The organism is Intrasporangium sp. (genome assembly GCF_051961875.1).
Taxonomy (GTDB): Bacteria; Actinomycetota; Actinomycetes; order Actinomycetales; family Dermatophilaceae; genus Intrasporangium_A.
In genome coordinates this window covers 1-11,866 of the sequence record NZ_JBQCCV010000035.1, presented here as the reverse complement: position 1 = coordinate 11,866, position 11,866 = coordinate 1, and the positions used below count along the sequence as shown (strand labels likewise).

Sequence of the window (11,866 nt, the reverse complement as noted above, 5' to 3'; positions counted from 1 at the left end):
CCGGGGGCTCGGCGTCGTCAAGGCGGGTGACGTGGCCTTCCACGGCTCGGACCACATGCTCGTATGGGCGAGCTACACCCTGCGCTGACCCCGTTCCGTCGAGCCGTCCGTATGCCGCTGACAGGCGCGGGTGCGCGGCTGCCCCGTGCGTGCGGAGCGCACTCTCGATCGAGAAAACTGCACTCTCGACCGGGAGAGGCGCCGGGGCGGGGCCCAACGGTCGGGCGTGGGGCCGTCGAGCGGCCCGGACGGCGCGCCATCTCGGATGTCGACATGCTCGGCACGGGCCGTGGACGGGAGCGTCGCCGGGCCTCTATCGTGCTGGTCAGGTCAAGAGTGCCAGTGACAAGCCCCGGCTCGCTGGCCAGCAACCCTCCTTCCGCGGTGGGGTGCTCCGGGTGACGACCAGGCCGTTCCCATCTGGGTGCGGCAAGCGCGGACCTGCACTGGCGGGTCCTTGACCCGTAGGAGCCGTCATGCCGGTCCTTTGTGCCCACCTCCCGCTGCCGACCCAGCCGTGTGCCTCGAGCGGCTCCCTGCCGGATGTCGTCGGCGCGGGTCTGCGCGTGCCCTCGCGGTCCGGTCCGGTCCGCTACGGCAACCTCGACCACGCGGCCTCGACGCCGGCCCTCGTCGCTGTGAAGCAGGCCGTCGACAGCGCCCTCGAGACGTACGCGTCGGTCCACCGGGGTGCCGGTTGGGCCTCCCGGGTCACCAGCGCCTGGTACGAGCAGGCCCGCGACGAGGTGGCGCGCTTCGTCGGCGCCCGGACCGAGGACGAGGTCGTCTTCACCCGCACGACGACCGACTCCTGGAACCTCCTCGCGCGCGCCCTGCCCGACGAGGCCGTCGTCGTCGTCTTCGAGAGCGAGCACCACTCCACCCTGCTGCCCTGGTCGGGCCGGACTGTCCGGCTGCCGGTCCCCACGAGCGTCGAGGACGCGCTCGCCCTGGTCGACCAGGCCCTCGACGCCCACCCCGGCCGGAACCGGCTCGTCGTGCTGACCGCTGCGTCGAACGTCACCGGAGAGGTCTGGCCCGTCGAACGGTTCGCAGCACTGGCGCACCGCCATGGGGCACGCCTCGCGGTCGACGCGGCCCAGCTCGCGGCCCACCGCCCCATCGACCTCGGCGCCTGGGACGCTGACTACGTCGCCTTCTCCGGCCACAAGGTCTACGCGCCCTTCGGCGCCGGCGTCCTCGCCGGGCGCCGCGACTGGCTCGACGAGGCCACCCCCTATCTCGCCGGGGGCGGTGCCACCCGTGCCGTGACCCAGCTCGCGACCAGCTGGCAGACCGGGCCGGCCCGCCACGAGGGCGGCAGCCCGAACGTCATCGGCGCCATCGCGCTCGCGGCTGCCTGCGCAACGCTCTCGCGTCACTGGGACGCCATCGAGCGGCACGAGAGCCGGCTGCTGGAGCGGCTCCGCACCGGCCTCGCCTCGATCGCCGGTGTGCGTCAGCTGTCCGGACTGGCCGACGCGGCCGGCCGGGTCGGGGTCGTCGCCTTCTCCGTCGCCGGCATCGACCCAGCACTGGTCTCGCAGGTGCTCTCGTGGGAGCAGGGGATCGGGGTGCGCGACGGCAAGTTCTGCGCCCACCTCTTCGTCGACCGGCTCCTCCAGGAGCAGCAGCCGTTCACGACGGCCGTGCGGGCCAGCATCGGACTCGGCACCACGGAGGAGGCGGTCGACCGACTCGTCGCGGGCCTCGGGAGCCTGGTGAAGCGAGGCCCGCTGGACCGGTGGGCCCACGATGGCTCCGGCTGGATCCTGGCGGCAGGCGACGGACGCGGCCTGCACGCGGTCCCGCGCCCCTGGTGAGCGGCATACGGGTCGGCGGGGGCGTCCTTTTCTGCTCCTGTTGCGCGTGTGACGCGTGTGTCGGAGGGGGCCGGTGGCGTACGGTGCGAACATGGCGACTCGTCCGTCCAGCAGCACCCGTGGGTCCTCGGCGACCAAGAGCGGCGGATCCTCGCGCGCCGCGTCCACGCGCCGACCCGCGGCGCGATCGAGCCGTCCGACCGGCCGGTCGACCTCGGGCAAGGCGCCGCGCAAGGCCAAGGGCGGCGGGCTGCCCCTGCCGCTCCGCGCGATCCGCAACACCTGGAGGGGGGTCTCGCACGTCGCAGGCGGCGCCGTCCGCCGGGTCGGCAGCAGCGCCATGGACCTCGAGCCGGAGCACCGTCGCGACGGGCTAGGCTTCGCCCTCATCGCCCTTTCGGTCGTCGTCGCCGCACGTGAGTGGTGGGGCGTACCGGGCCCTGTCGGCCAGGTCGTCCACGCGGTCTTCGCGGGCACCTTCGGCCGCGTCGCCTACGCCGTTCCCCTCGTCCTGCTCGCCCTCGGGCTGCGCCTGCTGCGTGCGCCCCAGGACGACGCCGCCAACGCCCGGATCACGTGGGGCACGATCGCGCTGACCTTCGCGGCGTGCGGGCTCGCGCACATCGCCGACGGCATCCCGAACCCGCCGGACGGCGCCGAGGGGATGCGTGCCGCCGGCGGCATCATCGGCTTCCTCGCCTCGAGCCCGCTCTCTGCGGCGGTCTCGGTCTACGGCGCCGCCGTCATCCTCGCGCTGCTCGGCACCTTCGGGCTGCTCGTCGTGACGGCGACGCCGGTCAACATGATCCCGACCCGGCTGGGCCAGCTGCGCGACCTGGTCCTCCACCGAGGCGAGGCGAACCACGACGAGTCGAGCGACACCCAGCCGACCGGGACCAAGCGCCCGAAGCGCAAGGCGGTCGACCTCGAGGACGGCCGCGAGGGCGACGAGGCGTTCCGGCAGGCTGCAGAGATCGACGGCGCGGGTGGAAAGTCCCGGCTCCGTCCGGGGGAGAAGCGCCCGACCCGTCCGGGGGTGCTCGCGCCCAAGGCGGGGGAGACGACGACGAGTGTCGACGCGACGGACCCGCGCACCCATGGTGCGCCGGACACCTCGAAGATCGGTCCCAAGGCCGAGCTCGTCGCGCCGCCGACCAGCACCATGCCTGCCCGGGTGGAGCAGCTCTCGCTCGGCGGCGACATCACCTACCGGCTCCCCGACCAGGCACTGCTCACGCCGGGTGCCCCGCACAAGACGCGCAGCGAGGCGAACGACCGCGTCGTCGAGTCGCTGACCAACGTCTTCGAGCAGTTCGACATCGATGCCGCCGTGACGGGCTTCACCCGCGGCCCCACGGTCACGCGCTACGAGGTCGAGCTCGGCTCGGGGACCAAGGTCGAGCGCGTCACCGCCCTGTCGAAGAACATTGCGTATGCCGTCGCCTCCGCCGACGTGCGCATCCTCAGTCCCATCCCGGGCAAGTCCGCCATCGGGATCGAGATCCCCAACGCCGACCGCGAGAACGTCGCGCTCGGTGACGTCCTGCGCAGCCAGACGGCCCGCAGCAACCACCACCCGATGGTCATGGGGGTCGGCAAGGACGTCGAGGGCGCCTACGTCATCGCCAACCTCGCCAAGATGCCGCACCTGCTCGTCGCCGGCGCGACGGGCTCCGGCAAGTCGAGCTTCGTCAACTCGATGATCACCTCGATCCTCATGCGGTCGACGCCGGAGGAGGTCCGCATGATCCTCGTCGACCCGAAGCGGGTCGAGCTCACGGCCTACGAGGGGATCCCGCACCTCATCACGCCGATCATCACCAGCCCGAAGAAGGCGGCCGAGGCCCTGCAGTGGGTCGTCCGGGAGATGGACCAGCGCTACGACGACCTCGCGGCGTTCGGGTTCAAGCACGTGGACGACTTCAACAAGGCGGTCCGCGCCGGCAAGGTGAAGCCGCTGCCCGGCTCGGAGCGGCAGCTGACGACCTACCCCTACCTGCTCGTCGTCGTCGACGAGCTCGCCGACCTCATGATGGTCGCTCCGCGCGACGTCGAGGAGTCGGTCGTCCGGATCACCCAGCTCGCGCGGGCGGCGGGCATCCACCTCGTGCTCGCGACCCAGCGCCCCTCGGTCGACGTCGTGACCGGTCTGATCAAGGCCAACGTGCCCTCCCGCATGGCGTTCGCGACGAGCTCGCTCGCGGACTCGCGGGTCGTGCTCGACCAGCCGGGCGCCGAGAAGCTCATCGGACAGGGCGACGCGCTCTTCCTGCCCATGGGGGCGAGCAAGCCGATGCGTGTCCAGGGCGCCTGGGTCAACGAGTCGGAGATCCACGAGGTCGTCCGGTCCGTCACCGACCAGCTCAAGCCCAACTACGTCGAGAACGTCACCGTCGCCGCGCCCAAGAAGCAGATCGACGACGACATCGGCGACGACCTCGACGTGCTCCTGCAGGCCGCCGAGCTCGTCGTGACGACCCAGTTCGGCTCTACCTCGATGCTGCAGCGCAAGCTCCGGGTCGGGTTCGCCAAGGCGGGCCGGCTCATGGACCTGCTCGAGTCGCGCGGGATCGTCGGGCCCAGTGAGGGGAGCAAGGCGCGCGACGTCCTCGTGCGCCCGGACGACCTGCCCACGACCCTCGCCCTGCTGAAGGGCGAGGACGTGCCCGTCCCGGCTGACGACGGCGACGCGGCCGCCGGCGCGGACCTCGACCTCGACGAGCCCCAGCCCTACGACGACTCCGTCATCGACCGCGAGCCGGTAGAGGACCAGGTCGGCGGCCAGCTCGAAGGCCAGGAGCCCGGCCCCGAGCAGACCCGCACCGCGGCGATCGTCGCCCAGCGCAGCGAGGGCCGGGACGGTGACGGCGGACGGGCGCCGGCCGCGGCATGGACGCCGGGTGACATGACGCCGGTGGTCGAGGAGGACGACGAGGAGTCGGAAGACGCCTGGCAGCTGACCGACCGCCGCGACGACCGCTGGTGAGCCGGCTCCCGGGCCTCACGGGCGTGCCGTGGCGGTGGCGCTGATCGGACGAGGTCACCACTAGAGTCCCTCCAATGGAATCCTCGTCCATGGACCTCTGGCCGTCGGTCACGCGCAACGCCGGCCCCCCGACCCCATGGCAGCGCTGGGTCCGCAACGTCCGTGAGACCCCGAGCGGCGTGCTGCTCTCCGTGCAGATCCTGCTGCTCTTCATCTACCCCTTCATCGAGACCGAGGTCCTGGGCCGCTACGCCAGGGCCCTCATCGGAGCAGCGGCCCTCGTCGTCATCTACCTGGCCGTCCGCGTCGTCCGGGCGACCCCCGCGCTCACGTGGATCGCGGCCGTGCTGGGCGGGCCGGTCGTCCTCCTGACCATCGCCGAGTCGATCTGGCAGGACGTGACCCCACTGTCGTTCGTCTCGGCGCTGCTCCACGCGTTGTTCTACTTCTACATCGCGTACGCCCTGATCCGGTACATGTTCGCCGACAACTGGGTGACCCGCGACGAGCTGTTCGCGACCGGGGCGACCTTCACCGTCGTCGTCTGGGCCTACGCGTACGTCTACCAGACGGTCCAGTTCATCTGGCCCAACTCCTTCACGATCCATGGAGAGGGGGTCGGTATGCGCAGCTGGTTCGAGCTGCTCTACCTGTCGGTCACGACGATGACGAACACCGGCCTCTCGGACATCGTCGCCGTGACCCCGCACGTCCGCTCGTTCGTCATGCTGCAGATGCTCTCCGGCATCCTCTACGTCGCCCTCGTCGTGGCCCGCCTCGTCGGCCTGACGATCATGCGCTTCAACCGCTGAGAGGTATGCCGTGAGCCGCGGTCCGCTCCTCAGCCGGCGTCCGCGGCGTCCTCCACGTCGCGCATGACCCGCAGGACGTTGCCGCGCACGAGTTGCCCCACGTCCCCCTCGGACCAGCCCCGGTCGAGCAGGGCCGCGACGAGCCGCGGGTAGCCGCTGACGTCCTCGAGCCCGACGGGGAAGGTGTCGGTCCCGTCGTAGTCGCCGCCGATCCCGACATGGTCGATGCCGGCGACCTCGCGCACGTGCTCGAGGTGCGCCACGACCTGCTCGATCGTCGCGTCCGGCTTCGGGTGCTCCACGACATACCCTCGGACGAACCGCTGGAAGGCCACCCAGTCCTTCGCATCGACCCCGGTCGCAGCGGCGGCAGCGGCGGCCTCGACCCGCCACTCGGCGGTCGCGGGCGAGACGAACTCCGGCACCAACGTCACCATGCACACGCCACCGTTGCGCGCCATCGACCCGAGGACGTCGTCCGGGACGTTGCGGGGGGAGTCGCAGACCGCGTGCGCGGACGAGTGGCTGAAGATCACCGGAGCCCTCGTGGTCTCGAGGGCAGCGCGCATCGTCGTCGCGGCGACGTGGCTGAGGTCGACCATCATGCCGATCCGGTTCATCTCGCGGACGACGTCGCGCCCGAAGTCGGTCAGGCCGCCGACCGCGGGCACGTCGGTCGCGGAGTCGGCCCACGGCACGTTGTCGTTGTGGGTCAAGGTGAGGTAGCGCACCCCGAGCGCGTACAGCATCCGCAGCACGGCCAGCGACTCCGCGATCGAGTGGCCGCCCTCGGCGCCCATGAGGGAGGCGATCCGCCCTTCGCGGGCGGCGGCCACGACGTCGGCGGACGTGCGAGCCGGCGCGAGCTGCGCGGCATACCGCTCGGTCATGCGGCGCACGCCGTCCACCTGCTCCAGCGTCGCGACCACGGCCTCCGGTCCGGGCAGGGTGCTCGGGACGAACACGGACCAGAACTGGGCGCCGACGCCGCCGGCACGGAGCCGGGGCAGGTCGGTGTTCGTCGTCGCGACGGGACGAGCGATGTCGAGGCGGTCCAGGTCGTAGCCGACCTGCTCGCGCAGCTCCCACAGGAGGTCGTTGTGGCCGTCGACGAGGGGGTGTTCGTCGAGGAGGGCGAGGGCGCGGTCGAGCGGCGAGGCGGGCGGCATGCGAGCCATTGAACACCCCCGAACTAGAGTGGGCGCATGACTCCGCCGGACAAGAGCGTCGCCCTCGTCACCCTCGGGTGCACACGCAACGAGGTCGACTCCGAGGAGCTGGCGGGGCGGTTGCTCGCGGAGGGGTGGCGGCTCGTCGACGACGCCGCCGAGGCCGACGTGGCAGTGGTCAACACCTGCGGCTTCGTCGAGCAGGCCAAGAAGGACTCGATCGACGCGCTGCTCGAGGCCTCCGACCTCAAGGAGGACGGGCGCACGCAGGCCGTCGTGGCCGTCGGCTGCCTCGCCGAACGGTATGGCGCCGAGCTCGCCGCCGAGCTGCCCGAGGCCGACGCCGTGCTGGGCTTCGATTCCTACCGCGACCTGTCGACGCACCTGCGCACGATCCTCGGGGGCGGCCACGTGCCGAGCCACACGCCCGGGGACCGGCGCAAGCTCCTGCCGCTCAGCCCGGTCGCCCGGCGCGGCGAGGTGGCCCAGGTCGCGACGCCCGGGTTCGGCGACGAGCCGCTCGGGCCGGTGCCGCCCACGGGGCCGCGCGTCATCCGGGCGCGCCTCGACGGCCGGCCCTGGGCGCCGCTCAAGATCGCGTCCGGCTGCGACCGGCGCTGCTCGTTCTGCGCGATCCCGATGTTCCGCGGCGCGTTCGTGTCCCGGCACCCGGACGAGGTGCTCGCCGAGGCCCGGTGGCTGGCCGAGCGCGGCGTCAAGGAGCTCTTCCTCGTCTCGGAGAACTCCACCTCCTACGGCAAGGACCTCGGAGACCTCGGCCTGCTCGAGAAGCTGCTGCCCGAGCTGACCGCCGTCGAGGGCATCGAGCGGGTCCGCGTCTCCTACCTGCAGCCTGCGGAGATCCGGCCCGGGCTGCTCGCCGCGATGGCCGAGACGCCGGGCGTGGTGCCCTACTACGACATCTCCTTCCAGCACGCGTCCGAGCCCGTGCTGCGCGCCATGCGGCGGTTCGGGTCGCGAGAGGCCTTCCTCGACCTCGTCGCACGCGTCCGGGAGCGCTCACCGGAGGCCGGGATCCGGTGCAACGTCATCGTCGGCTTCCCCGGCGAGACGGAGGCCGACGTCGACGAGCTCGGGGCCTTCCTGACCCAGGCGCGGCTCGATGTGGTCGGCGTGTTCGGCTACTCCGACGAGGATGGCACCGAGGCGGAGACCCGGTCCGACAAGCTCCCCGACCATGTCGTCGCCGACCGGCTCGACCGGATCAGCCGGCTCGTCGAGGAGCTGAACGCCCAGCGCGCGGAGGAGCGGATCGGCGAGGTCGTCGAGGTGCTCGTCGAGCAGGTCCCCGACGCGGACGGTGACGGCGAGGTCATCGGGCGGACCGGGTTCCAGGGGCCGGACGTCGACGGGGTCACGACCTTGCGGGTCGGCCCGAGCGGGCCCATCCCGCAGGTCGGGCAGATCGTCAGCGCGACCGTCGTCGAGAGCGAGGGCGTCGACCTCTTCGCGGTACCGCGATGACGATCCACCCGGGCGAGGGGCCGAGCCCCCGACCGACGGACTGGAACGTCCCCAATGCGCTGACCGTCCTGCGTGTCCTCCTCGTGCCCGTGTTCGGGATCCTGCTGATGCACGACAACGGCACCGACCCGTGGTGGCGCTTCTGGGCCTGGGTCGTCTTCATCGCCGCGGCGGTGACCGACGGCATCGACGGCCGGCTCGCCCGCGCCCGCGGGCAGATCACGAACTTCGGCAAGGTGTCCGACCCGATCGCCGACAAGGCGCTCATGGGCATGGCCTTCATCGGCCTGTCCGCGCTCGGCGAGATCTGGTGGTGGGTGACCATCGTCATCCTCACGCGGGAGATCGCGATCACGCTGCTGCGCTTCCTGGTGATCCGCTACGGCGTGATGCCGGCTGGTCGGGGAGGCAAGCTCAAGACGATGCTCCAGACCCTCTCGCTCGGTGCGCTCACGTTCCCGCTCTGGGTCCTGCCGCTCAACGGGGTATGGCGCGTGCTGGCGCACGTCCTGCTGGGCGCGGCTCTCGTCGCGACCGTCGTCAGCGGAGTGGACTACCTCTTCAAGGCCGACCGGCTCCGTCGGGCCAGCCTTGCCGTGCGTCTCACCGGATCGGGACCGGGCAGGACCGAGTGACCGCGGCGGCCTCTGCTCGCGTCGTGCGCCGGCTCACCGAGCTCGGGCAGACCGTTGCGTGCGCCGAGTCGCTGACTGCCGGTCTCGTCTCGGCGGCGATCGCCGACACCCCGGGCGCCTCGCTCGTGCTGCTCGGAGGCATCGTCGCCTACAGCGCCGAGGTGAAGGTCCAGCTGCTCGGTGTCCCACCGGACCTCGTCGCCGAGGCCGGCACAGTCGACGCACGCGTCGCGGCCGCGATGGCGGAGGGAGCGAGAGGCCGCCTGGGCGCGACGTGGGGTGTCTCGACGACCGGGGTGGCCGGGCCGGGGCCGGCCGAGGGCAAGCCGGCCGGCACGGTCCATATCGCCGTGGCGGGACCGAGCGGAACACAGACCTGGCCACTGCGGTTGAACGGAGACCGGGCGCAGATCCGCGCCGGCACCGTTGAGCGTCTCCTCGAGGTGCTCGCCGAGCGGCTCGACGCACCCGTGGAAACGTCAGGGCCCCGGGCAGATCGACGGGGTACGGTAGGGGAAACGGCAGGACCCGCACGGCACGGAGGAGGACGAGATGACCCTGTTGCGACGTGAACTCGGCGACGTCCTTCGCGAGCGCCGACGGGCCCAGGGGCGCACGCTGCGGGAGGTGTCCGCATCGGCGTCGGTGTCGCTCGGCTACCTCAGCGAGATCGAGCGCGGTGAGAAGGAAGCCTCCTCCGAGCTGCTGGCCTCGATCTGCGGAGCCCTGGAGCTGCCTCTCTCCCAGGTGCTGAGCGACGTCTCGAGCCGGATGGCCGAGTCGGAGGGACTCGCGGCCGCCGTGCCGTTGCCCGTCCCCAACGAGGCCGTCGTGTCGGCCTCTGCAGCCTGACGAAGGAGCAGCAGTGGCGATCTCACCCTTCCGGAACCTGGAAGAGGATCTCGAGGCGGCTGGGGAACACGGGACCGTCTCGTTGTGGTGGGGGGACCTCATCGGCGCCCGCTTCGCGCGCCATGCCGAGGTGCCCCACTACGCCGCCTCGACAATGAAGCTGCCCCTCGTCCTCGCCGTCCTGCGCAAGGCAGCCCGTGGCGAGATCGTCCTCGCCGCGCCGGTCGAGGTGCACAACAGCTTCACCTCAGCCGCAGACGGCTCCACGTACTCGCTGGACCCCGCAGAGGACCAGGACCCCGGCACCTGGTCCGCCCTCGAGCACGGCACGACGCGGTCGGTGCTCCAGCTCTGTGACCACGCGATCATCCACTCGGGCAACCTCGCGGCGAACATCCTTCTCGAGATGGTCGGTCTGGACGAGATCAGCCGGGTCCTGCACGCAGCCGGGTGCTCGGACCAGACGGTGGTGCGGCGCGGCATCGAGGACGCCCGGGCCCGCGAGGCCGGCATCACCAACACCGTGACCGCCGCCGACCTCGGTCGCCTCATGGCGAGCCTGGCGCGCCACGACACGGCGCTCGGTGGGGCGCCGGTCTGCGCCCCGGTCGAGGCGATGCTGAGCCGGTCCCAGATCCGCAACCAGATCCCCGCCGGCCTGCCACCGGGCGTCTCCACGGCCAACAAGACCGGGTGGGTCGACGGCATCTCCCACGACGTCTGCCTCATCCGGCCCGTGGACCGCGCGCCGTTCGTGCTGTCGATCTGCACGACGACCAACCTGTCCGAGACCGCCGCGGCGGCTCTCGTCGCCTCTCTGGCGAAGGATGTCTGGCGGGTCTTCACGGAATGACCCGTATCGAGTCCGTCCACCTCACCGACTCCTCCGTCCGGCTCCACACTCCCTTTGTCACCGCTCTCCGGCGCACCGAGACGGTCGACACCCTCATCGTCCGGGTGCGGGACTCCGACGGCCGGACCGGCTGGGGCGAGGCCCCGCAGGTCTGGCAGGTCACGGGGGAGTCGCTCGCCGGGGCCCGCTCCTGCATCGAGACGATGCTCGCCCCCGTCGTGGTGGGCTCCCAGCTCCATGACGCAGATGACCTCGCCGAGGTAGCCGGCCGCGTCCAGCGGGCCGTCGCCCGCAACTTCGGCGCCAAGGCGGCCCTCGACGCCGCGCTGCACGACCTGCTCGCCCAAGGCACCGGCACGACCGTCAGCGCCGTGCTCGCCGGCGGGCCGAGCGGCATACCGGCCGAGGTCACGACGGACGTGACCCTGTCCGCCGGGGAGGCGGACGGGCTGGCGGCGGCCGCGCGACAGCGCGTCGCCGAGGGGTTCACGACGCTCAAGCTCAAGGTCGGCACCGACGCCTCGACCGACGTCGCCCGGGTGCGCGCTGTCCGCGAGGCGGCTGGCCCCGACGTCGCGATCCGCCTCGACGCCAACCAGGGGTGGAGCCGCGAGGACGCCGTCGGCGTGATCCGCGCCCTCGAGGACGCCGGGTTGGGCGTCGAGTTCGTCGAGCAGCCGGTCGTCGCCGACGACGTCGAGGGGCTGGCCTGGGTCCGCGCCCGCGTCGGCCTGCCCGTGATGGCGGACGAGTCCTGCTACGGGATGTCGGACCTCGAACGGATCATCCGGCTCGACGCTGCGGACCTGGTCAACGTCAAGCTCGCCAAGTGCGGCTCACTCGGGGTGGGTGCCGCCATGCTCCGCCGGGCCCACGAGGCGGGGCTCGGCACGATCGTCGGCTCGATGATGGAGAGCCACGTCGGGGTGGGGGCCGCCGCCGCTCTCGTCGCGGCGGTCCCGACGACGCGCGTCAGCGACCTCGACGCGGCCTGGTGGTCCGTCCGATCGCCCGTCGAGGGCGGAGTCGCCTACGAGGGCAAGGTAGTTCGACTTCCAGCCGGGGACGGCCTGGGAATGAGCGGGTTCTCGCAGGAGCTGTCCCAAGCCGCGCGCGGGGGTGGGGGGCCCCCCCCGGGGGGGGGGGCCCGCCGCACCGGGCGCTCCCGCTCACTTTGCGCCCACCCCGGGCCGGGCAGGGTCCTCGCCCGCGCCCCGCCCGCGGGCGGTGGGCCCCCCCCCCCCCCCGGCC

The 11,866-nt window shown here is 72.2% G+C and carries 10 protein-coding genes and 1 riboswitch; of the genes, 9 read left to right on the top strand and 1 reads right to left on the bottom strand.

All coding sequences use genetic code 11. The features are described from left to right. Nucleotides 1-328: 328 nt before the first annotated feature. Nucleotides 329-442, top strand: a riboswitch (SAM riboswitch). 34 nt (nucleotides 443-476) lie between these two features. The 3 genes from ACTHJJ_RS02145 to ACTHJJ_RS02135 all read left to right on the top strand — a co-directional run bounded on the left by ACTHJJ_RS02145 (nucleotide 477) and on the right by ACTHJJ_RS02135 (nucleotide 5,621). Then, nucleotides 477-1,823 (top strand): aminotransferase class V-fold PLP-dependent enzyme, encoded by a 1,347-nt coding sequence (locus ACTHJJ_RS02145; RefSeq protein WP_440301291.1) that lies wholly within the window; start codon nucleotides 477-479, stop codon nucleotides 1,821-1,823. Nucleotides 1,824-1,914: 91 nt separating this feature from the next. Further along, the gene (locus tag ACTHJJ_RS02140) at nucleotides 1,915-4,809 is read left to right on the top strand and encodes a DNA translocase FtsK 4TM domain-containing protein (RefSeq protein ID WP_440301290.1); all 2,895 of its coding nucleotides are present in this window, start codon (nucleotides 1,915-1,917) and stop codon (nucleotides 4,807-4,809) included. Between the two features lie 74 nt (nucleotides 4,810-4,883). Beyond that, nucleotides 4,884-5,621 (top strand): ion channel, encoded by a 738-nt coding sequence (locus ACTHJJ_RS02135; RefSeq protein ID WP_440301289.1) that lies wholly within the window; start codon nucleotides 4,884-4,886, stop codon nucleotides 5,619-5,621. A 29-nt stretch (nucleotides 5,622-5,650) separates the two neighbouring features. Here the strand turns inward: ACTHJJ_RS02135 and ACTHJJ_RS02130 are convergent, their stop codons facing one another. After that, complete coding sequence (locus ACTHJJ_RS02130) at nucleotides 5,651-6,790, bottom strand: dipeptidase (RefSeq protein ID WP_440301288.1); 1,140 nt, start codon at nucleotides 6,788-6,790, stop codon at nucleotides 5,651-5,653. A 36-nt stretch (nucleotides 6,791-6,826) separates the two neighbouring features. Between ACTHJJ_RS02130 and rimO the strand changes: the two genes are divergently transcribed. The 6 genes from rimO to ACTHJJ_RS02100 form a co-directional block, all read left to right on the top strand. Beyond that, complete coding sequence (gene rimO, locus ACTHJJ_RS02125; protein ID WP_440301287.1) at nucleotides 6,827-8,275, top strand: 30S ribosomal protein S12 methylthiotransferase RimO; 1,449 nt, start codon at nucleotides 6,827-6,829, stop codon at nucleotides 8,273-8,275. Next, on the top strand, nucleotides 8,272-8,910 hold the full coding sequence (gene pgsA, locus ACTHJJ_RS02120; RefSeq protein WP_440301286.1) for a CDP-diacylglycerol--glycerol-3-phosphate 3-phosphatidyltransferase: 639 nt from the start codon (nucleotides 8,272-8,274) through the stop codon (nucleotides 8,908-8,910). Before rimO ends, pgsA begins: the two co-directional genes overlap by 4 nt. Before the next feature lie 23 nt (nucleotides 8,911-8,933). Continuing rightward, nucleotides 8,934-9,482 carry a CinA family protein gene (locus ACTHJJ_RS02115; protein ID WP_440301285.1) on the top strand — a complete coding sequence of 183 codons (549 nt, stop codon included), beginning with the start codon at nucleotides 8,934-8,936 and terminating at the stop codon, nucleotides 9,480-9,482. Next, the gene (locus ACTHJJ_RS02110) at nucleotides 9,463-9,762 is read left to right on the top strand and encodes a helix-turn-helix domain-containing protein (RefSeq protein ID WP_440301284.1); all 300 of its coding nucleotides are present in this window, start codon (nucleotides 9,463-9,465) and stop codon (nucleotides 9,760-9,762) included. Before ACTHJJ_RS02115 ends, ACTHJJ_RS02110 begins: the two co-directional genes overlap by 20 nt. Before the next feature lie 13 nt (nucleotides 9,763-9,775). Further along, a complete protein-coding gene (locus tag ACTHJJ_RS02105) occupies nucleotides 9,776-10,615 on the top strand; it encodes a serine hydrolase (protein ID WP_440301283.1) in 840 nt (279 codons plus the stop codon). Then, on the top strand, nucleotides 10,612-11,866 hold a 1,255-nt coding region (locus ACTHJJ_RS02100; RefSeq protein ID WP_440301282.1), incomplete at its 3' end, for a mandelate racemase/muconate lactonizing enzyme family protein. The genes ACTHJJ_RS02105 and ACTHJJ_RS02100, both read left to right, overlap by 4 nt.